Below are 22,909 nucleotides of genomic sequence, written 5' to 3' on the forward strand. Positions count from 1 at the left end.
TCAGTGGGTCAAAAAGTAAACCCGACAGGTCTTCGTGTAGGTATCATCAAAGACTGGGAATCTAAATGGTATGCTGATAAAAACTACGCAGACTTGCTTCATGAAGATATTAAAATCAGAGAATATCTTGAGAATCGTCTGAGGACTGCTGCGGTTTCTTCTATCGAGATCGAACGTGCAGCAAACCGCGTGAATATCACTATCCAAACTGGTAAACCAGGAATGGTCATTGGTAAAGGCGGTTCTGAAGTAGAAGCTCTTCGTAAATCCTTGAACAGTTTGACAGGTAAAAGAGTTCATATCAACATTGTTGAGATTAAAAAAGTAGACATCAATGCAACATTGGTTGCTGAAAATATTGCTCGTCAATTGGAAAACCGTATCTCATTCCGTCGTGCACAAAAGCAAGCTATTCAACGCGCAATGCGTGCTGGTGCCAAAGGGATCAAAACAATGGTTTCCGGACGTCTGGGCGGAGCGGATATCGCTCGTGCTGAACATTACAGTGAAGGAACTGTACCACTTCATACTTTGCGTGCCGACATCGATTATGGTACTGCTGAAGCAGACACTACTTATGGTAAACTCGGTGTAAAAGTATGGATTTACCGTGGTGAAGTCCTTCCGACTAAGAAACAAAAATAAGGAAGGGGGCAAAATTTTATGTTAATGCCTAAACGTGTTAAATATCGCAGACAACATACAGGTCGTATGAAAGGTAAAGCAAAAGGCGGTACTACCGTATCATTTGGCGAATTTGGCCTGCAAGCTCTCGAAGCTTCCTGGATCACAAGCCGTCAAATTGAAGCAGCTCGTATTGCAATGACTCGTTACATGAAACGTGGCGGGAAAGTATGGATTAAAATTTTCCCTGACAAACCTTACACGAAGAAACCATTGGAAGTTCGTATGGGTTCTGGTAAAGGTGCTCCCGAAGGCTGGGTTGCTGTTGTAAAACCTGGGAAAATCATGTTCGAAATCGCTGGTGTTTCAGAAGAAGTTGCCAGAGAGGCACTAAGACTTGCTTCTCACAAGTTGCCAATCAGAACTAAGTTCGTAAAACGTGAAGAAATTGGTGGTGAAATCAATGAAGGCTAATGAAATCAGAGAACTAACCACTGCCGAAATTGAGGATAAAGTAAAATCGTTGAAAGAAGAGTTATTTAACCTTCGTTTTCAGCTTGCTACCGGACAATTGGAAAACACTGCGCGTATCCGTAATGTAAAAAAATCCATCGCACGCTTGAAAACGGTAGTTCGCGAACGAGTAAGCACAAATAACTGATAAAACGAGAGGAGGTAAGCCTCGACATGAGTGAACGCAATAATCGCAAAGTATACACAGGTCGTGTTGTTTCTGATAAAATGGACAAAACCATCACTGTTGTTGTTGAAACGTATAAGTTTCATCCGCTTTACGGAAAACGTGTGAAGTATTCCAAAAAGTTCAAGACACATGATGAAAATAACCAAGCAAAAATCGGCGACATCGTTCGCATTATGGAGACTCGCCCGCTTTCAGCTACAAAACGTTTTCGTTTGGTTGAAATCGTGGAAGAAGCAGTCATCATATAATAAAGTTCGCTCGGAGAGTATCCGAAGGGAGGTCACAGCGGTATGATTCAACAAGAAACACGTTTGAAAGTTGCAGACAACTCAGGCGCACGTGAAGTGCTGACTATTAAAGTATTGGGTGGTTCCGGACGCAAAACAGCCAATATTGGCGATGTGATCGTTTGTTCCGTGAAACAAGCAACACCAGGAGGCGTTGTCAAAAAAGGCGACGTTGTGAAAGCTGTTATCGTACGTTCTAAGTCAGGTGTACGACGTAAAGACGGTTCTTATATCCGTTTCGATGAAAATGCAGCCGTAATTATCCGTGACGACAAAAGTCCAAGAGGAACGCGTATCTTCGGACCAGTTGCACGTGAATTGCGTGATGCGAAATTCATGAAAATCGTATCTCTTGCTCCAGAAGTACTGTAAGAATCGAATTGACCTTGTAAGGAGGTGCGCGAATAATGCACGTTAAAAAAGGTGACAAAGTCAAAGTAATTTCCGGTAAAGACCGTGGAAAAGAAGGTACTGTATTGGAAGCATATCCTAAAAGGGATCGTGTTCTTGTCGAGGGCGTGAACATGGTGAAGAAGCATGCGAAACCTTCCCAAGACAACCCGCAAGGCGGAATTCTTAACATGGAAGCTCCAATCCATGTTTCCAATGTAATGCCAATCGATCCAAAATCCGGTGAAGCAACCCGCGTAGGCTATGAAGTCCGAGACGGAAAGAAAGTCCGCATTGCCAAAAAATCCGGTGAGGCGTTAGATAAATAAATTCCTGGCGAAAGGAGGGCAACATGATGAACCAACTGAAACAAAAATATCAAGATGAGATCGTCTCATCTCTAATGAATAAATTCAATTACAAATCTGTGATGCAGGTACCGAAACTGGAAAAAATCGTTATCAACATGGGTGTCGGTGACGCAGTACAAAACTCCAAAGCATTGGACAGCGCTGTTGAAGAGTTAACTTTGATCTCTGGACAAAAACCAGTGGTAACACGCGCTAAAAAATCAATTGCTGGCTTCCGCCTTCGTGAAGGAATGCCTATCGGAACAAAGGTTACCCTTCGCGGTGAACGCATGTATGAGTTCCTGCAAAAGCTGATTGCAGTTTCCCTGCCGCGTGTACGCGACTTCCGCGGAATTTCCAAGAAAGCTTTTGATGGCCGTGGGAACTATACACTTGGTGTAAAAGAGCAACTGATTTTCCCGGAAATCAACTATGATAAAGTGAGCAAAGTGAGAGGCATGGATATTGTCATCGTAACAACATCCAACACTGACGAAGAGGCTCGCGAATTGCTAAGTCAAATGGGCATGCCTTTTCAAAAATAGTAAGGAGGGAAAATTGTGGCTAAAAAATCTATGATTGCGAAACAAAAGCGTCCGCAAAAATATCAAGTACGTGAATATACTCGCTGTGAACGTTGTGGTCGTCCACATTCTGTAATTCGCAAATTCAAATTATGCCGTATTTGTTTCCGCGAACTTGCCTATAAAGGTCAAATTCCTGGCGTTAAAAAAGCCAGCTGGTAAAACCCGATTCGGGAAGGAGGTAATGAGTAATGATGACAGATCCAATTGCAGATATGCTTACTCGCATTCGCAATGCCAACATGGTTAAACATGAAAAGTTGGAGCTTCCTGCTTCTAAGATAAAAAAAGAAATCGCTGATATTCTAAAGCGTGAAGGTTTTGTCCGTGATTATGAATTTATTGAAGACAGCAAGCAAGGTGTACTGCGTATTTTCTTGAAATACGGTATGAACGAAGAACAAGTCATTACCGGCATCAAACGCATCAGTAAACCAGGTTTGCGCGTATATGCAAAAGCTACAGAAGTACCACGTGTATTGAACGGTCTTGGTATTGCTATCGTTTCAACATCTAAAGGCGTCCTTTCTGACAAAGAAGCACGCGCACAAGCTGTTGGCGGCGAAGTTCTTGCATATGTTTGGTAATCACAACATTTAGATAGGAGGTGCAATGAATGTCCCGTATAGGTTTGAAACCAATCGTCATTCCTGAAGGTGTGGAATTGAAACTGGACGGAAAAGATCTGACAGTAAAAGGCCCAAAAGGCGAGCTGAACAGAACATTTCATAAAGATATCAACATCATTATTGAAGATAAAGAAGTACGCATCGAACGCCCAAGTGATTTGAAAGAGCATCGCAGCCTGCATGGTACAACACGCAGCCTGATCTTCAACATGATTGAAGGTGTCTCAAAAGGTTTTGAAAAGAAACTTGAAATCATCGGTGTCGGTTACCGTGCAGCGAAACAAGGAAACAAAATAGTGATCAATGCTGGTTATTCTCATCCGGTCGAAATCGATCCGCAAGACGGCATTGAAATCGATGTACCGAAAAATACAGAGCTGATCGTCAAAGGCATCAATAAGGAAATGGTCGGCAAGGTTGCGGCTAACATCCGAGCAATCCGTCCGCCAGAGCCTTACAAAGGCAAAGGTATCCGCTACGAAGGCGAATATGTACGCCGTAAAGAAGGTAAAACTGCTAAATAAGGTTAACTAAGGCCAGAAAGGAGTGACCTGGATGATCACCAAAACTGACAAAAATGTCTCGCGTAAAAGAAGGCACGCACGTGTACGCCGCAATCTCAGCGGAACAGAAGTGCGTCCTCGTCTAAACGTGTATCGCTCGAACAAACACATCTATGCACAATTGATTGATGATAATAAAGGTATTACGCTGGCAAGCGCTTCTACTGTTGACAAAGAAGTTTCTACTGAATCAACCGGTTCTGTCGAAGCAGCTCAAAAAGTGGGCGAAACAATTGCCAAACGCGCCTTGGATAAAGGTTACAAATCAGTAGTATTTGACCGTGGAGGCTATCTCTATCACGGACGTGTGAAAGCATTGGCAGAATCTGCCCGTGAAACTGGTCTTGAATTTTAATCAAAGAAGGAGGGAACCATTACATGAAGAAAATCATCGATGCGAGTAAATTAGATCTCGAAGAACGCGTTGTTACAGTCAACCGTGTTGCAAAAGTAGTTAAAGGCGGGCGTCGCTTCCGTTTCGCTGCATTGGTCGTAGTTGGCGATAAGAACGGGCATGTAGGCTTTGGTGCTGGTAAAGCGCAAGAAGTACCTGATGCTATCAAAAAGGCAGTAGACGATGCTAAGAAAAACCTGATCGAAGTGCCGATCGTTGGAACAACCATCCCTCACGAAATCCATGGCCGTTTTGGTTCTGGTAACGTGTTGATGAAGCCGGCAACAGAAGGTACTGGAGTTATCTCTGGCGGACCAGTCCGTGCGGTACTTGAGTTGGCGGGTGTCGGCGATATTTTGACAAAATCTCTTGGTTCGAACACACCAATCAATATGGTTCGTGCAACAATCAGCGGATTGCAAAACTTGAAACGCGCCGAAGACGTTGCAAGACTACGTGGCAAGTCTGTAGAAGAACTGTTAGGATAAGGAGGGAAAGACAATGGCAAAACAAATTGAAATCACCCTCACGCGCAGTATTATTGGTGCAAAAGAAGTACAAAAAAAGACTGTCGAAGCTTTGGGATTGAAAAAAATCCATCAATCTGTGACACGTGAAGATACACCTGCTGTTCGCGGTATGGTAAACAGAGTATCTCACCTGGTAACTGTAAAAGAAGCTTAATTTATACAAAGCGTAAAGAGGAGGTGCTGGCATGAAACTTCATGAACTGAAGGCAGCAGAAGGAACTCGCAAAGAACGAAACCGTGTAGGTCGCGGAACGTCATCTGGTAACGGAAAAACTTCCGGCAGAGGACATAAAGGACAAAAGGCACGTTCAGGCGGCGGTGTACGTCCAGGATTCGAAGGTGGTCAAATGCCTTTGTTCCAACGTTTGCCGAAACGCGGATTCACTAACATTCATCGCAAAGAATTTGCCATCGTGAATCTCGATGCTTTAAATCGTTTTGAAGACGGCACGGAAATCACACCTGAGCTATTACTTGAAGAAGGTGTCGTAAAGAATTCAAAAGCTGGTATTAAAATACTTGGCAATGGTTCTGTCGAAAACAAGTACACAGTAAAAGCTCACAAATTCTCTGCTTCTGCAAAAGAAGCAATTGAAGCAGCGGGCGGTAAAACAGAGGTGATCTAATGTTCCGTACAATCTCCAATTTTATGCGCATTGGTGACATTAGACGGAAAATTATCTTCACATTGCTTATGTTGATTGTATTCCGTCTGGGCGCATATATTCCTGTGCCATTTACGAACAAAGACGCAATTAATTTCATGAATCAGCAAAATGTATTCGGATTTCTGAATACATTTGGCGGTGGAGCATTGAAAAACTTCTCCATCTTCGCGATGGGGATCATGCCTTATATTACAGCTTCTATCATCATGCAGCTATTGCAGATGGATGTTGTCCCTAAATTTGCCGAGTGGAAAAAACAAGGTGAAATGGGCCGTAAAAAAATAGCTCAGATTACCAGATATGGTACTGTGGTGCTTGCATTCGTGCAAGCGATCGCCATGTCTATTGGTTTTAACACGATGGCTAATGGTATGTTGATTTCTGACCCTGGCATCATGAAATTTATCGTTATTGCACTTGTTTTAACTGCCGGTACAACATTCTTGATGTGGCTGGGAGAACAGATCACTGCAAATGGCGTAGGAAACGGTATTTCCATACTGATTTTTGCGGGGATTGTCGCAGCTGTACCAAATGGGATCGGTCAATTGTATACCCAGTATTTCCAGAAACCTGGAGAAGATTTGTTCCTCAATGTTATCATCGTTGGGTTGATTGTATTGGTAGTCATCGCAGTTATCGTGGGTGTCATTTTCATCCAGCAGGCACTGCGTAAAATACCGATTCAATACGCGAAAAAGCTTGTCAACCGTTCTCCGGTAGGCGGCCATTCGACGCACTTACCTTTGAAAGTGAATGCTGCGGGCGTCATCCCGGTCATTTTCGCAATTGCATTCTTGGTTGCGCCGCGGACTGTGGCAGGATTTTTCCAGGATAATAAGATTGCCGGAACAATTGAGCATATATTCGATTACACACAACCTATCGGTATGGTGCTCTATGTGGCGTTGATTATCGCATTCACATATTTCTACACTTTTGTGCAGGTAAACCCGGAACAAATGGCTGAAAACTTGCAGAAGCAAGGCGGCTATATTCCTGGCATCCGCCCGGGGAAAAACACAGAAAAATATCTTACCCGTGTCATCAACCGTTTGACATTCGTAGGATCTATTTTCTTGGCAGCTGTTTCTGTTCTTCCAATCGCTTTAGGCAGTCTTGCAAATCTGCCTTCAGGAATCCAGATTGGCGGCACAAGTTTACTGATCATTGTCGGCGTCGCATTGCAAACAATGAAGCAGCTGGAAAGCCAGTTAGTGAAGCGACATTATAAGGGATTCATCAGATAAACCTTGTAATGCTGGTTCAAAGAGAAAGATATACGGTGCTTTTTGAACATCCTCTAAGTAATGAAAGCGGGGGAACAAAGTGAATCTGATTTTGATGGGGCTGCCTGGTGCTGGCAAAGGTACACAGGCGGAAAAGATAAAAGAAGCATACCACATCCCGCATATTTCAACGGGAGATATGTTCCGTTCTGCAATCAAGGAAGGAACAGAACTTGGCAAAAAGGCAAAATCGTTCATGGATCAAGGCGAGCTTGTACCTGATGAAGTAACTATCGGTATTGTCAAAGAAAGACTTGCCAAAGATGATTGCAAAAAAGGTTTCATGCTTGACGGATTTCCAAGAACGATTCCTCAAGCACAAAGCTTGCAAGACCTGTTAGCTGAACTTGACACATCTATCGATTATGTCGTACATGTCGATGTACCTTCTGAGAATTTGGTAGAGCGATTGACTGGACGCAGGATTTGCCCTGCTTGTGGCACAACCTACCATGTCCTGTACAATCCGCCTAAGCAGGAAGGCATTTGTGATCGTGATGGTTCAAAATTAATTCAGCGCGATGATGACAAAGCAGAAACGGTCAAAAATCGTCTGAAGGTAAACATGGAGCAAATGAAGCCATTGCTCGATTTTTACCAAGCTAAAGGATACCTGGTTACCGTTGATGGCGATCAAGCAATTGATGCTGTATTCCAGGAAATCCGTTCTCAAATTGAAAAATAATGCTTTGAACTTCCATGATGTACGGAACATGTGAAAATAATTTCAAAAAAAGTTATAATGAATGTCGTAGAAATGTATGTTTCAACACGAAAGTGACACAATGATAGCAGCAAATGAATCCAAAACGCTTAAAGTGCGGTGTTCAAAAAGGAGGATAAAAAGACCGAGAAGTTCGAGACGGCGAAGTTGTGAGTAGCGGAGCGTATGTAGTTAATACGTGAGCGACGGAGCAGCAAGCCGACGAAGAAATTCGATGTGTCATTTTTACCGGACTCTTTGAACAACTCTTTAAAAGGATTTTTAAATAAAAGCCTAAGTGAAGGTGATCGTTGTTGAGTGAAGGGGATCATATTCCGCGAATAGGTCAAGTTGTCCGTATTCTGCGAGGACGAGAAGCAGGCCAGTATGCGATTGTTATTAAAATAATCGACAGTCAGTATGTTTTGCTTGCAGATGGGGAAAAGAGAAAATATGACCGTCCGAAAAAGAAGAACATCAGTCATATTGCATGCTTGGATTTTATTTCCCCGGAAGTCCAAAACAGCCTTCTGGAAACGGGTCGTGTCACAAATGGCAAGCTGCGATTTGCGATAGCTAAATTTGCAAGTGAGGTTGTGACTGATTTAGAGAAGGGAGATCAACACGATGGCAAAAGACGATGTAATTGAAGTGGAAGGTACCGTCACAGAAACATTGCCGAATGCAATGTTCAACGTGGAGCTGGAAAATGGCCATACTGTACTGGCACATGTTTCCGGAAAAATCCGTATGCACTTCATTCGCATTTTACCGGGAGACAAAGTAACGGTAGAACTTTCCCCGTATGATTTGACTAAAGGACGAATTACGTATCGCTATAAGTAAGCGAAAGGGCTCCGATCTTAAAGGAGGTAAAGACGATGAAAGTAAGAGCATCGGTAAAACCGATTTGTGAAAAATGCAAAGTCATCAAACGTAAAGGCAAAGTAATGGTGATTTGCGAAAATCCAAAACATAAACAAAAGCAAGGTTAACAATTTTAGAGGAGGTGCGAACAAATGGCTCGTATTGCAGGTATAGATATTCCACGTGACAAGCGTGTAGTTATTTCATTGACCTACATTTATGGTATTGGCAAAAACACAGCACAAAAAGTCTTGAAGGAAGCTGGTGTCGCTGAAGATACTCGTGTACGCGACCTTACAGAAGACGAGTTAGGAAGAATCCGTAAAGCGGTAGAAGCATACACCATCGAAGGTGACTTGCGCCGTGAGGTTTCTCTTAACATCAAACGTCTGATCGAAATCGGATCTTATCGTGGCATTCGTCATCGTCGCGGACTTCCGGTACGCGGACAGAAAACGAAAAACAACTCACGTACTCGTAAAGGTCCTCGTCGTCAGGTAGCTGGCAAGAAGAAATAAGTAAAGGAGGTAGACTAGATTATGGCACGTAACAAAACGAACACTCGTAAACGCCGTGTAAAAAAGAATATTGAAACTGGTGTAGCACATATTCGTTCTACATTCAACAACACCATCGTAACAATCACTGATGCCCATGGTAATGTAATTGGCTGGAGCTCTGCAGGTGCACTTGGATTCAAAGGCTCCCGTAAATCCACTCCTTTTGCTGCACAAATGGCTGCTGAAACAGCTGCAAAAACTGCAGTTGATAATGGTATGAAAACATTGGAAGTAACAGTGAAAGGACCTGGTGCCGGACGTGAAGCTGCAATCCGCTCACTTCAGGCTGCTGGTCTGGAAGTTACCGCAATTGTTGATGTGACACCAGTTCCTCATAATGGCTGCCGTCCACCAAAACGTCGTCGCGTTTGATTTATAGCGTATATAATTTGTCACTCTGTCTATAATGGGTTATGATGGCTAAAGCCTTTACGCTTGGTAATAAGCTATTATATTAGCTTTCATGAACAACATCTATGACAAAAACATGTACGAATAATTGCCAATAGCGCAGGTCACTGCCTACTTGGGGAATTTCGGTTAGACGCGCGGTCTAACCGGGGTTTCGACGTTTTAAAGGAGGGTTTTATGTCAATGATCGAAATTGAGAAGCCGAAAATTGAAACGGTAGAGATCAGCGATGATGCCAAATTTGGGAAATTCGTTGTCGAACCGCTTGAACGTGGGTATGGTACAACTCTAGGAAACTCCTTGCGTCGTATCCTGCTCTCCTCACTTCCAGGCGCTGCTGTTACATCCGTACAAATTGATGGAGCGCTCCATGAATTTTCAACAATTGACGGTGTCGTTGAAGATGTGACAACGATCATATTGAATCTGAAGAAATTGGCTCTAAAGATTTATTCTGATGAAGAAAAAACTTTGGAAATCGATGTGCAAGGAGAAGGCGTAGTTACTGCTGCAGACTTGACTTTTGACAGTGATGTGGAAATAATGAACCCTGATCTGCATATTGCCACATTGAACCAAAAAGGCAGCCTGCATATGAAGCTTACTGCTGAACGCGGACGTGGCTATCGTCCTGCTGAAGAAAACAAACGCGAGGAACAGCCGATTGGCGTGCTCCCGATCGATTCTATCTTTACACCGGTATCCCGCATCAGCTATCAAGTGGAGAATACACGTGTAGGACAGCATGCAAACTACGACAAACTAACTTTTGATGTATGGACTGATGGAAGCATCCGCCCTGAGGAAGCTGTTTCTTTGGGTGCAAAAGTTTTCACAGAGCATTTGAATATATTCGTAGGACTGACTGATGAAGCTCAAAACGTCGAAATCATGGTCGAAAAAGAAGAAGACCAGAAAGAAAAAGTGATGGAGATGACAATTGAGGAGCTGGATTTGTCTGTCAGATCTTATAATTGCTTGAAACGTGCCGGCATCAACACTGTTCAAGAGCTTGCAAATAAATCTGAAGATGACATGATGAAAGTCCGTAACCTTGGACGCAAGTCATTGGAAGAAGTGAAAGTCAAACTTGATGAACTCGGCCTTGGGTTACGCAAGGATGACTGATTGAACACCTTGGCATCAAGAAAGGGAGGGATAAGTCCATGGCTAGAAAACTAGGACGTACAACAGACGCACGCATGGCGCTTCTACGCAATCTTGCTTCTGACCTGATTATTCATGAACGTTTGGAAACAACAGAAGCAAAAGCGAAAGAATTGAAAAAAGTCGTCGATAAAATGATTACACTTGGAAAACGCGGTGACCTTCACGCTCGTCGTCAAGCTGCTGCATATCTTTACAATCAAAAAGCTGATGATGACAAAAACGTTGTCCAGAAACTTTTTGATGATATTGCAAAACGCTATGAAGAGCGCCAAGGCGGATACACTCGCGTTCTTAAATTGGATACTCGTCAAGGCGACGGGGCAAAAATGGCCATTATCGAACTGGTTTAATGACCTACACGCACTTGCAGACAAGGGCAGGACTGAATCTCTTCTCAGAGGTGAATCCAAGCCCTTTTTTTGCGTTTTAAGCGACAATATACGGTTAGATTATTGTCATATATTCAGGGCGAGGTTCTGGAGTTGCTTGTAAAGTAGGTGAAGTAGATTGAAATAAATCATAAGCTGCTCAATCATCAACTCACGAGTCACGGCCACTTTCGTACCTCATGTGGTAGATTCTAAGGCCTGTCTTCCCCACCATGCCTCTCTACTGATAATAAGATAGTGCTTTTACATCAAATAGCTGAAATCCTATGCAAACAGATGATATAATACCCATAGCAAAGTATACGAAAATTGCATGCCAAGGCGAGAAGAGCCGAGTTTTGAGGAGGATTTACATGGAGGAAAAGTTGATAGAATTTCGGAATGTGTCGTTTCGATATGCTGAGGAGCAGCCTTGGGTGTTAAGAAATTGTTCTTTTACGATTAATGCAAACGAATCTGTAGCGATTATTGGCCACAATGGATCCGGAAAATCGACTATCGCCAAATTGATGAATGGTCTGCTGTTTGCGCAAGAAGGAGAGATTATCATCCATGGCAAGCCGGTGAATGAGGAAACGATATGGGATATCCGCAAAGATGTTGGGATGGTTTTTCAAAATCCCGATAACCAATTTGTGGGAACAACGGTTCAGGATGATGTTGCGTTCGGGATGGAAAATCGCGGTATTCCAAGAGAAGAAATGATCAGACGAATTAATGATACATTACAGGCTGTCGGCATGAAGGATCATCTGCTGACAGAGCCGCATCGTTTGTCGGGTGGACAGAAGCAGCGGGTGGCGATTGCTGGCGTATTGGCAGTTTCCCCCAAGGTACTGATTTTAGACGAAGCGACTGCGATGCTTGATCCAAAGGGACGCCAGGAGATTATGCAAACCGTTACTACCTTACAAGCGGAACAAGATCTATCCTTGATTACGATCACGCATGATCTGACGGAAGTGGTAGAGGCGGAGCGGGTTATTGTCATGAATAAAGGAGAAAAATGGAAAGAAGCAACACCTAGAGAAATTTTTGCCGAGAAAGAGGCCCTGCGCGAAATTGGCCTGGATGTGCCATTTGTTGCCATTCTGGCAGATGCCCTGAAACAAACAGGTCTTCCGGTTTCTGGCAGGGAGCTAAATCACGAAGAATTGCTGGAGGAATTATGGACATTACATTCGAAAATGTGAGCTATATTTATCAAGAAAAATCCCCCTTTGCCCACAAAGCATTGGATGACTTGTCTTTTCATATTCCTTCTGGTTCTTTTGTTGCTGTCATCGGGCATACGGGATCGGGGAAGTCGACTTTGATTCAACATCTGAACGGTCTTGTCAGGCCCACACATGGCAACGTGAAGATTGGGGATTTTTTATTATCAAGAGAAAACAAACCGAAAAACATGAAAGAATTACGCAGCAAGGTCGGGATCGTTTTTCAATATCCGGAGCACCAGTTGTTCGAGGAAACAGTTGCAAAGGATATGGCATTCGGGCCGGAAAACTTTGGTGTTTCAAATAAAGAAATCCAACGAAGGATCAAAGAACTTATGCCGATGGTGGGACTGTCGGATGAATTGCTGGAGCGCTCTCCATTTGATCTAAGCGGCGGGCAGATGCGGCGTGTGGCGATTGCAGGGGTGCTGGCAGTCAAACCTGAGATACTAGTACTGGACGAGCCGACAGCCGGTTTGGATCCACGCGGGCAAAAGGAAATCATGGATATGTTTTATGCACTGCATCAAAAGCAGCAGTTGACGACCGTCATGGTCACCCATAGCATGGAAGACGCGGTGAAATACGCAGACCACGTATTGATTTTAAACAAAGGCAGAAAGTATATGGAAGGTGCTCCTGCTGAGATATTGACCCAGGAAGGTGCTTTGAATGCCGTCCATTTGGATGTCCCTGAAATCATTTCTTTCATCCATCAGTTCGAGAAAAAATTTGCAATTGACCTTCCTTTCGAACACCAGACGCCAGGTCGGCTGGCAGAGCAAATTTGTGCGATTGTGAAAAAGGGGGACAGGCAATGAATAATATGATGATTATCGGCCAATATGTTCCTGGAAGATCAGTTGTCCACCGGCTCGACCCCCGAACAAAGATAACGATCATTTTCTTTTTCGTCATCTTTGTGTTTTTTGCTAATAACCTTGCAAGCTATGCGTTGCTTACAATATTCGCTGTGTTGAGTGTACTGATGTCACGTGTGCCGATCCGTTACATTTTAAAAGGGCTGACGCCAATTTGGTTTCTGATCGTGTTTACCTTTTTACTGCATCTGATTGTTACGAAGGAGGGGGCTGTAGCGTTTGAAATATTTTCATTCAAAGTGTATACAGGGGGCATCATACAGGGCTTTGCTATTTCCATGCGTTTCTTTTTGTTGATTGTCGTCACTTCGCTGTTGACCCTGACGACAACGCCGATCGAAATTACCGATGCCATCGAAGTCATGCTAGGTCCTCTGAAAAAAGTGAAATTCCCGGTGCATGAGCTCGCCCTGATGATGTCCATTTCTTTGCGGTTCATTCCCACCTTAATGCAGGAAACAGAAAAAATATCCAAGGCGCAAGCCTCCAGAGGTGTCGATTTCCGCACGGGTCCGATCAAAGAGCGGATCAAAGCGGTTGTCCCGTTGCTAGTTCCCTTGTTTGTCAGTGCATTTAAGCGTGCTGAGGAGCTTGCCATGGCGATGGAGGCAAGAGGGTACCAAGGGGGAGAAGGACGCTCTAAACTGCGGGAATTGAAGATAAGCGGTATAGATATTGCTATATATATATTATTTATCGCCGTTATCATTGTATTATTTTTTGTAAGATCATAAAAGATTGCTGCAGGAGGAAAGAAAGGCATGTCTAAAATCAAATGTGTGATCAGTTATGATGGCAGCGGTTTTGCTGGCTATCAAATCCAGCCGGGAAAGCGAACAGTACAAGGAGAAATTGAAAAGGTGCTGACAAAGATACACAAGGGGAAACCCGTTCGCATTTACGCTTCCGGCAGAACTGATAGTGGTGTACATGCGCTAGGCCAAGTCATCCATTTTGAGACGGATAACATCATGTCTGCAGCAAGCTGGAAACAAGCGTTGAATGCCATGGTACCTCATGATATCTTTATTAAAGATGCGATGCGTGTACCAGATACCTTTCATGCCCGTTTTGATGTGGTGGAGAAGGAATACCATTACGTGGTTTCACGCTCCAAGGAACCAGATGTATTCAAGCGTCATTATGCCTACCATTTTCCTTATACATTAGATGTAGGGCGAGTCCAGCGTGCCTGCAGCTGTTTTGAAGGTACCCACGACTTCACGACCTTCTCCTCTGCCAAATCAACAGCAAAAGGAAGTAAAGAAAGAACGCTGTTTGAAGTCTCCTGCGAAGAGCATGGCAATGAACTTATTTTCATCTTCCGGGGGAGCGGTTATCTTTATAATATGGTACGCATTTTGGTTGGCACATTGCTGGATATCGGGCAGGGTAATATGGAAGCGGGAGATATACCAGATCTTTTTGCAAAAAAGGATCGTCGCCTGGCAGGCAAGACTGTACCACCGGAGGGGTTATATTTGTGGCATGTCGTGTATGATCGGGTAAAATGATCTGTAAATCTGCTGTAAATTAAAACTAGCAATCATTTTACTTTGCATCATTCAGAAAATAAGGTAAAGTAAAGACAAATAAATAAAACAGTCCACTAGGGGTGCCATTTGGCTGAGATAAGACAGCGTCTTGATCCCTTTGAACCTGATCTAGTTCGAACTAGCGTAGGAAAGTGGAGATGGCATGTATACTATTCTTGTATCATAAACCACTCCATTTCTGGGGTGTTTTTTTATTTTCTACTCAAGCGCAGGAAGGTTGGTGAGGCTTTGTAACAGATGACTTATTGAAACTGTCCTGTCGTCATGAATTCTTGATTAAACATTCATTTGAGGAGTGGTTGAACATGGATTATATTGCCAAAATAAGAGAAAACAGCCCGTTCATTTTTAACATTACAAATGAGGTTGCAACAAACTTTGCAGCAAACGGATTGATAGCGATTGGTGCTTCGCCTGCTATGTCGCATACTCCAAGAGAAGCGGAGGAAATGGCACGTCATGCCGATGCGGTCGTACTGAATTTGGGCACACTGACTGAGGATCGGGCTGAAGCAATGTTAAAAGCAGGTAAAACAGCTAATGATGCAGGGGTGCCTGTCATATTGGACCCTATCGCTGCTGGTGCAACTACTTTTAGAACCGAAGTCATTGCAGAAATATTAAGCACTGTGAAATTGGCAGTTATCAAGGCAAATGCCGGTGAGATTGCTGTGTTAGGAAATGTTTTGAAAGAGACGAAAGGACCTGATTCACCAATTGAAAAAAATGATCCTAATGTGGCAGCTGCGGTTGCTGAAAAATATAAAACGATTGTCATTGCAACTGGAAAAACAGATGTAATTTCGGATGGTTCGAGAAGGACCCTTTGTGATAATGGCCATCCAATGCTCCAAAACATCACTGCAAGCGGATGCCTGCTAACATCGATCGTCGGAGCGTTTGCAAGTGTCACTCAAGACATGTATGAAGCGGCTGTTTGGGCCACAGCCAGCTATGGTATCGCAGCAGAGCTGGCAATGAAAACAGCTGAAGGCCCAGGGACTTTTATTCCAGCATTGCTTGATCAGTTGTACGCCTTGGACCAAGAGAAGGTGAAGGGGTATCAACGCATACAGGAAATGGAAGAAGAAAGGAAAGTGTTTTGATTCCGGTAAAGAGCTGGCTGACTACGCATTGAAAAGGAGGAAGAAGCAATGATGGAAACGCTTTTATTTATTGAAACCGGTACTGGTATTGATGTGCACGGGCAGGATGTTAATGTAGCAGCAGAAAGGGCTGTGATCGATGCCATTCATTATAATTCCATGCCAGGCATGAAGAAGATACTTCCGAATGGAAATCTGCAAGCAATGAAAGTGAATGTAAAACTTGGTATTCCCAGAGACCGTAACAAACTGGATAAAGAAAAGATCAAGCAGATGATTCCATATGGCACGGTGTCAGTTGAAGTACTGGAAGGCGGTTTGGCCACAACGAGCGGCATTTTTCTCGAAGAGCAACAAGATACAAATGATTTGATGTATATTGTGAACGCTGTTGTTGAAGTGGGTTACTGATTCATTTTTGGTTACGTTTATGCTGGCGGCATGACAAGCCGGCGAACATGGCAAAGGTTTTTATCAAATAAACGAATAAGGGGGCATTTTTTATGCGTTTTTCAGAAATCTTAAGGGAAGCAACCAAACATAGCTGGGAATTAAGCTTGCATCATCCATTTGTCCAAGGAATTGTCCGCGGCGATTTGCCGCTAAGTACATTTAAAAACTATATTATGCAAGATATCTATTACCTTAAGCATTATGGGAAGGTACATGCATTTGCAGCAGCGCATGCAGATGATTTTAGTGTCGCCGCGAAATTAGCTGATAAAGCAAGGAGGACTGCACAAGCAGAACTTACCGTTCACCAGGAACATGCAAAGCTTTTGCATATTACAGACGAAGACATCAAAAACTTTAAACCGGCTCCAACAGCGTATGCTTATACATCACACATGTATCGTGCAGCTTTGTCCGGCAGTCTTGCACAGATCGTTGCTTCCATGCTTCCATGCTACTGGCTATATGCAGATATAGGGTTAAAAAACAAAGAGGCTAAGCCGAAGGAAAAAATCTATGAAAACTGGATACAAACGTATGCAAGTGATTGGTTTCAGGAATCAACGCAGGAAATGATCGACTTGTTAGATACACTAGCAAGTGAAGCAAGTAATGCTGAAAAAGAAAAGATAAAGCAACAGTTTATCTTATCCAAGGAATACGAACTCGCTTTCTGGGAGATGGCTTACAGCTTTGAAACGTGGCTATCGGAAAGAGAGCATACAAAAACTACTGTTTAAATATCGACTGTTTATCGTCTTTGAATGGACATATGAAGGGTTTTCAAACATGTAAAAGGTCAGGATATACAGGAAGCAACCTCAACCCTTTGCAAAAGAAAGAAAATCTTTATAAAACTTGACATCGCGCCTTGCTTGTTATATGATAGCTTATGGCATTTTATTTCTAAATCCATGATTAGCCCCGGAAACTAATTATGTTGAAAATAGAAATAATCAACTGAAACGAATTTAATTTGGAGGGTAACTTACCATGCGTACAACTTTCATGGCTAATGAATCTAATATAGAACGCAAATGGCTTGTTGTCGACGCTGAAGGTCAACGTCTTGGACGTTTGGCAAGCGAAGTAGCTGCAATTCTTCGCGGCAAGCATAAGCCTACGTATACACCACATGCTGATACTGGTGACAATGTGATCATTATCAATGCTGAAAAAGTGGAATTGACAGGTCATAAACTAAGCGACAAAATGTACTATCGTCACTCTGGTCATCCAGGCGGTTTGAAATCCCGCAATGCTGACGAAATGCGTACAAAATATCCTGAGCAAATGCTGGAGATCGCTGTTAAAGGCATGCTGCCTAAAGGATCACTCGGACGCAAAATGGGTAAAAAATTGCACGTCTACAGAGGCGCTGAACATAATCATCAAGCACAAAAACCTGAAATCTACGAACTTCGCGGATAATTAATAGGGAGGTAAATCAATTGGCACAAGTACAATACTACGGCACAGGACGCCGCAAAAAATCAACAGCTCGTGTACGTTTGGTTCCTGGAAGCGGCCGTATCACTATAAACAATCGTGATGCACAGGATTATTTTCCATATGAAACACAATTGCTTATCATGAACCAGCCATTGGCTGCAACTGAAACACAAGGCACATACGATGTGATGGTAAACGTTCATGGTGGAGGTTTCACAGGACAGGCTGGCGCAATCCGCCACGGTATTTCCCGCGCTTTGCTGCAAGCAAACCCTGAATACCGTTCTACTTTGAAAACTGCTGGATTCCTTACTCGTGATTCCCGCATGAAAGAACGTAAGAAATACGGTCTTAAAGGCGCACGTCGTGCTCCACAGTTCTCAAAACGTTAATAGGATTGTTGATATACCAACGTTTGCAAAGGTTTTTTGGTGCAAGTTGGTGCAAATTAACGTTAATCTTATAAAGCATTTAACAGATTTAAAGCATCGGCATCTTGCTGGTGCTTTTTTTCTGGCATTAATTCCAGATAATAATTTTGGGTTGTTTGGATGTTAATATGTCCTAACCGTTTCGATACATATGCAATATCAATATCTTGTGCAAACAAGAATGATGCATGCGTATCTCTTAATCCGTGAAACGTCGTTTTTTTAATGTCCAACTCCGTTAATAATTCGGCTAATTGTTCGGATTGCTTAAAACCTCCAAAACTAAATATAAAGCCATTCTCTTTAACAGGAATTTTACGAATAAGCTCATACACTTCTTTGTTGATAGAAACATCACGTTTTGCATTTTGTGTCTTTAAGGAAGTATCGCCAGAAGTAGGACTGATTGAATGTCTAACTTCTATTCCGTATTCATAAAGACTCTCTGAACGTATTGCTAGTAGTTCTCCACGTCGCATACCAGTTTCTAATGCAAGTAATACAAGTACGTTGAATTCATCTTCAGGGTGCTGTAAAACGTAATTGCGCAGCTTCTTAAAATCTGTAATAGATAAAGCTTTATTTCGCTTCGGTGGGTTTTCTCCACGTGTTTTTACTAAACGAGCAAAATCGTTTGTAATATAACCACGGGCGTATGCATCACGTAAAGATGTTTTAATTTTAAGAAGCACTTCATGTGTTGTTTTACGTGAATGTGTTTTCGCATACTCATCAACTTTCTTCTGAACAACAATATCATTCAAATGTTTTAATTGGATATCCTGAAATAAATTTCTAATGGTGCCTGAAGTACGAACATAATTCTGGAATGTCGTTTCTTTAACATCATTGACCTTCACAAGGTAAATCCAATTCTCAAAGAAGTCAGCAAATGTTGTTGTTCTGTGAGCAAGTTCTTTTCCTTCTCCTTTCGCTAATTCCATTTCTAGAGCCCAAAGATTTGCCTCTCGCTTTGTTGGAAAGGTTTGAGAAATCTTTTTATGTTGACCATTTTTGTATAAAGAAACCTGTGATCGGTATGACTTCCCTCTTTTTACTATACTAGCCATGCTGTCAATTCCCTTCATAAAAATAGTTGATAGATGCTAGTTGAATACAACTGTATTGTATTCTCAAACTAGCATATTATCAATTAACAATAAGTTAAACAGATTGTTTTTCAATAAAATTAATTAAAGAATTCCTTGTGTATCGTTCTTGTCGACCAACCATGAAACGATCAAGTTCTCTATGTGGTCGTATATATTTATCAAATGATTTTGGGTCTATACCTAGAAATCGTGATGCTTGCTCTCGTGTTAACAGATACGGTAAATCCTGTGCTTTCCCAATGCTTTCCATAAATGTGACTGCCTCCATTTTCTATTTTAAAACTAAATTGAAACTATCATTACTGTAACTTATAAGAACCAAGATTCTGCCCCAAAACTTATCCTAATCGAGAAATTTTTTAAGAAAGAATTACTTTTTATGAGAAAAGGAGGAGATTTCTTTAGCCTAACAGTTGATACATAAAGGTTTGAGAAACTTTTATTCCTTTTCCGAAACACAATAAAATATTTTACGTATTTTAAATTAGTTCTTTGAACTAGTATTTGTCTAAAAGGTGGACAAGAGGAATGAGGAAGTTATTAAGTACGTGTTTGAATGTATTATGCAAAATGATACACTTAAGCTAAAGCGGCAGGTTAGTGAAAGAGTACAGATTTATCCTATTCAGCAATTGCGCAATATTGTTGAACAATGAATGGGAAATATGTATATAATAGAAAATTGAGCATTGTGAAATGAAAGGTTGCAAAGGGAGGGGAAAACCATGAATTTTGAAGAAAAAGTTGATTATGCTAAAAATTATTCTTTATATATAATGAGAGAAGGTATTGATCTTTATTCCAATATTACGATAGTCAATTTAAGGTCATTGCTTTTGGATATTCAAAATAGATTAGAAAATGCAACTCAAGAAGATCATCATTTTGGAATTAAATATCAAATCATTGAATCACGGAATTACTTAAAAGATAATTATTTTTTTAAAAACACTTTTCAAAAGGAAATAAATAAATTGAATTGTCAAATGAATAAATTTATGATTGCACTACATAAAAGAAAAAACATCTTGACTGAAGCAAAATATTTAAAATTTGAAGTTACATCGCTAATGGCGAATATTAACAGTAGAAACATATTAAGCCTACTCAGTAATATGTTAAAAAGTACAATTTTCGATAATAGTTTTTCTAAACATGATTTAATCAAAGTTAAGTCACTATCTGCCGACTACTTAATAGAACTTCTTAACAGTGGATTTGAATTAGAAATAATTGAGGAAAAATTAAAAGAAGCTCCCCAGGATTCCGTAACTAGTTCTTTTTTAAAGTATTTAACTATGTTTGATTCAAAACTGGCTGAATATACATATGTGTTTAAAATTAAAGGATTAAAAATATCTACATTCCCTATCCAAATAGGTGAGATCTTATTTTATAATCCTATTCGTGAAGATTTATTGATTCATCTCGAAAAACAACGATTATTTGAATATGAAATGAACCTTATGTCCAAAGAAGATCGGGAATTACATCAAGAATGGCAATCTGTAAAAGGTGCTAGAGGCTATGAGTATATTGAATATACTGATTGTCATGCGAGAATCTGTATAAAGGCATCCAGTGAAAAAGAAGGCGCAATTCTAGCTAAAAAGAAAATAGATATTATTGTTCAAGTTATAAAACTTAAATATTCTATTGATAAAATCTTTGTAAGTGATCTCTATGTTACAAAGAATTCAATAAATGCTTTAACAAAACAAGCAAAAATTCGAAAGTCAAAGTTTACCGAAGTTAATTATTATCCTCAACAATTACAACAAGAAATTATAGCGGATCTTAAAAACCCTGATAGTCAACTTAATAATTATCTAACGTCTAATCAAGAAAATAAAGACTTTGCAAAAGCACTTCATTGGATTGATAAAGGGAAAGAAGAAACAAATAGTGAATTAAAATTAATTTATCATTGGATTTCCTTAGAATTTTTAATAGGAAAGAAAAAAATAATTTATGATGTCCCCCGCCTACTAGTGTTGGTAACATTTTCAAATGAATTGATCTCAATTTATCATTATTTTAGAGAGAAGTTTTTTGGTGTCCTTTCCCAATATTCTTTACCTAGTGAGTTAAAGGATAAAAAGGAATTCAAAGAATTCCCTATAAAATTTTATCCAGATGACTTTGCGAATCAATTAATGGTATTAAAAAAATATTCTACAGACAAATACATTGATTATAAAATTGATAGCTTTTATAGGGCATATACTCAACCTAAATATCAAAAAAAAGTAATTCAAGATTTGGAACACAAATATAAAAATTTGCTTGGTAGAATAGCTAATATTCGAAATGATATAGTCCATAGTGGTTCAACCGGACAAAGGAACATCAAGGTTTACGCTTATTGGTTAGGCTATTCCAATTTGTTACTTATTAATGCATTAGTGTTTAAAGATAGAAAGTATAAAGATATATGGGATTACCAATACGCAATAGAATTATATGAGGAAAGTAAGAAAAGGATGCAAAAGGGTGCTTGGATCAACATAATTAACCATTCAACTACAAGTCAATAAAGAAATAAACAAGTATAGATATTTCTATAGAATTTTGAACAGGAGTATAGTTAGAAAATATTAGTAAGTAGTTACTTGCGGGAAGTATGGCTTAATGAAATTATGTATGCAAAAGGGTGCTATAATAAAGGGGAATTTACAGAAGTAGACAGAAAAATAAGAAGGATATATTCAGATAATAATTTAAGGCTAGCTTTATAATATTTAACAATAGCAGGCAGGGGTAATATATGAATAATTCAATAACAATTGAGGTTGTGTATTTTTTTGATTTGTTCGAAAGTTTTATTAACATTGCACCTATCTCACTAGGAGAGTTTCTAACTTTTCTATCTTCAGTAATACTATTAGTAATTACTTGGAAATCAGTATCAAATGCAAAAAAAGCAAATGAAATCACCAAACAATCACAACAACTACAAAGTAAACAATTTAAACTAAGTATCAAACCAGACTTGATTTTTGAGATTCCACCTATAGAATACACTCAAAGAGATAATAATAAATCAAAAGTTAATAGCATAATAAATCCTGATCATACTTACTATATAAAAAACTTATCAAATAACATTTGCTACAATATCAGTGTAACAACTTTCATTTATTTGCCAGATGATGGGTGGGATAAATATTATTCATTTTTATATAACGAATTTGGCAAAGAAAAAGCTAGACCAAATATTGTTTCATATATAAAAATATATGCTTTACACACTACAAATAATTTAGAATGTACTATACCCTTTTATTATCATCATTTGAATATTATTGCTTATGATGGAACAATTAATTCTCCAGAATTATATGTGTTCTTTAAATATGAAGACAAAACAAATGAAACTTATGAAGATTGTTTTCAACTGGTACAGACAGGGAAACATATTGGAAAATTTAATGGACCTGATGATGTAGAACTTCACTTTAGTCCAGTACAACGGGAAAATAAAAAAATAAAAACAAAACTGTATGAACAAAAGAATAAATTAGAATCGGATTTCCCTAATAAGCCAGAATTACATTATTACAGCTTATAGGCTATTTTAGGGTAAATGA

At 40.5% G+C, this 22,909-nt stretch carries 35 protein-coding genes and 1 riboswitch; of the genes, 34 read left to right on the forward strand and 1 reads right to left on the reverse strand.

The genetic code is table 11. The features are described from left to right. Positions 1-3: 3 nt before the first annotated feature. The 32 genes from rpsC (at position 4) to rpsI (ending at position 18,168) form a co-directional block, all read left to right on the forward strand. Positions 4-645 carry a 30S ribosomal protein S3 gene (rpsC, locus tag ACFSMW_RS10795; protein ID WP_390355566.1) on the forward strand — a complete coding sequence of 214 codons (642 nt, stop codon included), beginning with the start codon at positions 4-6 and terminating at the stop codon, positions 643-645. A gap of 18 nt (positions 646-663) precedes the next feature. Next, on the forward strand, positions 664-1,098 hold the full coding sequence (gene rplP, locus ACFSMW_RS10800; protein ID WP_390355568.1) for a 50S ribosomal protein L16: 435 nt from the start codon (positions 664-666) through the stop codon (positions 1,096-1,098). Continuing rightward, on the forward strand, positions 1,088-1,285 hold the full coding sequence (gene rpmC / locus ACFSMW_RS10805; protein WP_390355570.1) for a 50S ribosomal protein L29: 198 nt from the start codon (positions 1,088-1,090) through the stop codon (positions 1,283-1,285). The genes rplP and rpmC overlap by 11 nt, the downstream gene beginning before the upstream one ends. 26 nt (positions 1,286-1,311) lie before the next feature. After that, the gene (gene rpsQ / locus ACFSMW_RS10810) at positions 1,312-1,575 is read left to right on the forward strand and encodes a 30S ribosomal protein S17 (RefSeq protein ID WP_390355572.1); all 264 of its coding nucleotides are present in this window, start codon (positions 1,312-1,314) and stop codon (positions 1,573-1,575) included. A 42-nt stretch (positions 1,576-1,617) separates the two neighbouring features. Further along, on the forward strand, positions 1,618-1,986 hold the full coding sequence (rplN, locus tag ACFSMW_RS10815; protein ID WP_390355574.1) for a 50S ribosomal protein L14: 369 nt from the start codon (positions 1,618-1,620) through the stop codon (positions 1,984-1,986). A 35-nt stretch (positions 1,987-2,021) separates the two neighbouring features. Continuing rightward, on the forward strand, positions 2,022-2,333 hold the full coding sequence (rplX, locus tag ACFSMW_RS10820; protein ID WP_390355576.1) for a 50S ribosomal protein L24: 312 nt from the start codon (positions 2,022-2,024) through the stop codon (positions 2,331-2,333). A 26-nt stretch (positions 2,334-2,359) separates the two neighbouring features. Further along, positions 2,360-2,899 (forward strand): 50S ribosomal protein L5, encoded by a 540-nt coding sequence (gene rplE, locus ACFSMW_RS10825; RefSeq protein ID WP_390355637.1) that lies wholly within the window; start codon positions 2,360-2,362, stop codon positions 2,897-2,899. A gap of 15 nt (positions 2,900-2,914) precedes the next feature. Continuing rightward, positions 2,915-3,100: a type Z 30S ribosomal protein S14 gene (locus tag ACFSMW_RS10830; RefSeq protein WP_019375521.1), complete on the forward strand. Its 186-nt coding sequence runs from the start codon at positions 2,915-2,917 to the stop codon at positions 3,098-3,100. 29 nt (positions 3,101-3,129) lie between these two features. Next, positions 3,130-3,525 carry a 30S ribosomal protein S8 gene (gene rpsH / locus ACFSMW_RS10835; protein WP_390355578.1) on the forward strand — a complete coding sequence of 132 codons (396 nt, stop codon included), beginning with the start codon at positions 3,130-3,132 and terminating at the stop codon, positions 3,523-3,525. A 29-nt stretch (positions 3,526-3,554) separates the two neighbouring features. After that, a complete protein-coding gene (rplF, locus tag ACFSMW_RS10840) occupies positions 3,555-4,091 on the forward strand; it encodes a 50S ribosomal protein L6 (protein WP_390355580.1) in 537 nt (178 codons plus the stop codon). Between the two features lie 31 nt (positions 4,092-4,122). Further along, positions 4,123-4,485 (forward strand): 50S ribosomal protein L18, encoded by a 363-nt coding sequence (gene rplR, locus ACFSMW_RS10845; RefSeq protein ID WP_390355582.1) that lies wholly within the window; start codon positions 4,123-4,125, stop codon positions 4,483-4,485. A gap of 23 nt (positions 4,486-4,508) precedes the next feature. Continuing rightward, entirely contained in the window at positions 4,509-5,012 is a 504-nt protein-coding gene (gene rpsE / locus ACFSMW_RS10850; RefSeq protein ID WP_390355584.1) for a 30S ribosomal protein S5, read from the forward strand. A 13-nt stretch (positions 5,013-5,025) separates the two neighbouring features. Beyond that, positions 5,026-5,208, forward strand: coding sequence for a 50S ribosomal protein L30 (gene rpmD, locus ACFSMW_RS10855; RefSeq protein WP_390355586.1), 183 nt, complete (start codon positions 5,026-5,028; stop codon positions 5,206-5,208). A 31-nt stretch (positions 5,209-5,239) separates the two neighbouring features. Continuing rightward, a complete protein-coding gene (rplO, locus tag ACFSMW_RS10860; RefSeq protein ID WP_390355588.1) occupies positions 5,240-5,680 on the forward strand; it encodes a 50S ribosomal protein L15 in 441 nt (146 codons plus the stop codon). Further along, positions 5,680-6,972, forward strand: a complete 1,293-nt coding sequence (gene secY, locus ACFSMW_RS10865) for a preprotein translocase subunit SecY (RefSeq protein WP_390355590.1) — start codon at positions 5,680-5,682, stop codon at positions 6,970-6,972. Before rplO ends, secY begins: the two co-directional genes overlap by 1 nt. A 79-nt stretch (positions 6,973-7,051) precedes the next feature. Then, positions 7,052-7,696, forward strand: coding sequence for an adenylate kinase (locus tag ACFSMW_RS10870; RefSeq protein WP_390355592.1), 645 nt, complete (start codon positions 7,052-7,054; stop codon positions 7,694-7,696). Between the two features lie 332 nt (positions 7,697-8,028). Then, a complete protein-coding gene (locus ACFSMW_RS10875; RefSeq protein ID WP_390355594.1) occupies positions 8,029-8,364 on the forward strand; it encodes a KOW motif-containing protein in 336 nt (111 codons plus the stop codon). Continuing rightward, entirely contained in the window at positions 8,342-8,560 is a 219-nt protein-coding gene (infA, locus tag ACFSMW_RS10880; protein ID WP_010529010.1) for a translation initiation factor IF-1, read from the forward strand. Before ACFSMW_RS10875 ends, infA begins: the two co-directional genes overlap by 23 nt. 35 nt (positions 8,561-8,595) lie before the next feature. Beyond that, entirely contained in the window at positions 8,596-8,709 is a 114-nt protein-coding gene (rpmJ, locus tag ACFSMW_RS10885) for a 50S ribosomal protein L36 (RefSeq protein WP_010095733.1), read from the forward strand. Between the two features lie 24 nt (positions 8,710-8,733). After that, positions 8,734-9,099: a 30S ribosomal protein S13 gene (rpsM, locus tag ACFSMW_RS10890; RefSeq protein ID WP_390355597.1), complete on the forward strand. Its 366-nt coding sequence runs from the start codon at positions 8,734-8,736 to the stop codon at positions 9,097-9,099. Between the two features lie 21 nt (positions 9,100-9,120). Next, positions 9,121-9,513, forward strand: a complete 393-nt coding sequence (gene rpsK / locus ACFSMW_RS10895; protein ID WP_390355598.1) for a 30S ribosomal protein S11 — start codon at positions 9,121-9,123, stop codon at positions 9,511-9,513. Between the two features lie 222 nt (positions 9,514-9,735). Next, positions 9,736-10,680 carry a DNA-directed RNA polymerase subunit alpha gene (locus tag ACFSMW_RS10900; protein WP_390355639.1) on the forward strand — a complete coding sequence of 315 codons (945 nt, stop codon included), beginning with the start codon at positions 9,736-9,738 and terminating at the stop codon, positions 10,678-10,680. Positions 10,681-10,718: 38 nt separating this feature from the next. Then, positions 10,719-11,072, forward strand: a complete 354-nt coding sequence (rplQ, locus tag ACFSMW_RS10905) for a 50S ribosomal protein L17 (protein WP_390355600.1) — start codon at positions 10,719-10,721, stop codon at positions 11,070-11,072. 392 nt (positions 11,073-11,464) lie between these two features. Continuing rightward, positions 11,465-12,304 (forward strand): energy-coupling factor ABC transporter ATP-binding protein, encoded by an 840-nt coding sequence (locus ACFSMW_RS10910; RefSeq protein ID WP_390355602.1) that lies wholly within the window; start codon positions 11,465-11,467, stop codon positions 12,302-12,304. Beyond that, on the forward strand, positions 12,280-13,149 hold the full coding sequence (locus tag ACFSMW_RS10915; protein WP_390355604.1) for an energy-coupling factor ABC transporter ATP-binding protein: 870 nt from the start codon (positions 12,280-12,282) through the stop codon (positions 13,147-13,149). The genes ACFSMW_RS10910 and ACFSMW_RS10915 overlap by 25 nt, the downstream gene beginning before the upstream one ends. Continuing rightward, on the forward strand, positions 13,146-13,943 hold the full coding sequence (locus ACFSMW_RS10920; RefSeq protein WP_390355606.1) for an energy-coupling factor transporter transmembrane component T family protein: 798 nt from the start codon (positions 13,146-13,148) through the stop codon (positions 13,941-13,943). Before ACFSMW_RS10915 ends, ACFSMW_RS10920 begins: the two co-directional genes overlap by 4 nt. Before the next feature lie 27 nt (positions 13,944-13,970). Then, positions 13,971-14,723, forward strand: a complete 753-nt coding sequence (gene truA / locus ACFSMW_RS10925) for a tRNA pseudouridine(38-40) synthase TruA (protein WP_390355608.1) — start codon at positions 13,971-13,973, stop codon at positions 14,721-14,723. Positions 14,724-14,810: 87 nt separating this feature from the next. Then, a riboswitch (TPP riboswitch) is annotated at positions 14,811-14,912 on the forward strand. Positions 14,913-15,070: 158 nt separating this feature from the next. Further along, positions 15,071-15,871 carry a hydroxyethylthiazole kinase gene (gene thiM, locus ACFSMW_RS10930; RefSeq protein WP_390355610.1) on the forward strand — a complete coding sequence of 267 codons (801 nt, stop codon included), beginning with the start codon at positions 15,071-15,073 and terminating at the stop codon, positions 15,869-15,871. A 48-nt stretch (positions 15,872-15,919) separates the two neighbouring features. Continuing rightward, positions 15,920-16,282 (forward strand): Lin0512 family protein, encoded by a 363-nt coding sequence (locus ACFSMW_RS10935; RefSeq protein ID WP_390355612.1) that lies wholly within the window; start codon positions 15,920-15,922, stop codon positions 16,280-16,282. A gap of 92 nt (positions 16,283-16,374) precedes the next feature. Beyond that, positions 16,375-17,064 (forward strand): thiaminase II, encoded by a 690-nt coding sequence (tenA, locus tag ACFSMW_RS10940; protein ID WP_390355614.1) that lies wholly within the window; start codon positions 16,375-16,377, stop codon positions 17,062-17,064. 253 nt (positions 17,065-17,317) lie between these two features. Further along, entirely contained in the window at positions 17,318-17,755 is a 438-nt protein-coding gene (gene rplM, locus ACFSMW_RS10945; RefSeq protein ID WP_390355615.1) for a 50S ribosomal protein L13, read from the forward strand. A 20-nt stretch (positions 17,756-17,775) separates the two neighbouring features. After that, positions 17,776-18,168 carry a 30S ribosomal protein S9 gene (rpsI, locus tag ACFSMW_RS10950; protein WP_390355617.1) on the forward strand — a complete coding sequence of 131 codons (393 nt, stop codon included), beginning with the start codon at positions 17,776-17,778 and terminating at the stop codon, positions 18,166-18,168. A 68-nt stretch (positions 18,169-18,236) separates the two neighbouring features. Here rpsI and ACFSMW_RS10955 read toward each other — a convergent pair whose 3' ends face one another. Then, positions 18,237-19,277 (reverse strand): tyrosine-type recombinase/integrase, encoded by a 1,041-nt coding sequence (locus tag ACFSMW_RS10955; protein ID WP_390355618.1) that lies wholly within the window; start codon positions 19,275-19,277, stop codon positions 18,237-18,239. A gap of 767 nt (positions 19,278-20,044) precedes the next feature. Between ACFSMW_RS10955 and ACFSMW_RS10960 the strand changes: the two genes are divergently transcribed. Both ACFSMW_RS10960 and ACFSMW_RS10965 read left to right on the forward strand, forming a co-directional pair. Next, a complete protein-coding gene (locus tag ACFSMW_RS10960) occupies positions 20,045-21,856 on the forward strand; it encodes a hypothetical protein (protein WP_390355620.1) in 1,812 nt (603 codons plus the stop codon). Positions 21,857-22,086: 230 nt separating this feature from the next. Beyond that, positions 22,087-22,890 carry a hypothetical protein gene (locus tag ACFSMW_RS10965; RefSeq protein ID WP_390355622.1) on the forward strand — a complete coding sequence of 268 codons (804 nt, stop codon included), beginning with the start codon at positions 22,087-22,089 and terminating at the stop codon, positions 22,888-22,890. Positions 22,891-22,909: the final 19 nt, after the last annotated feature.

This window comes from Tigheibacillus halophilus, assembly GCF_042683165.1.
In the GTDB taxonomy this organism is placed as follows: domain Bacteria; phylum Bacillota; class Bacilli; order Bacillales; family Amphibacillaceae; genus Tigheibacillus; species Tigheibacillus halophilus.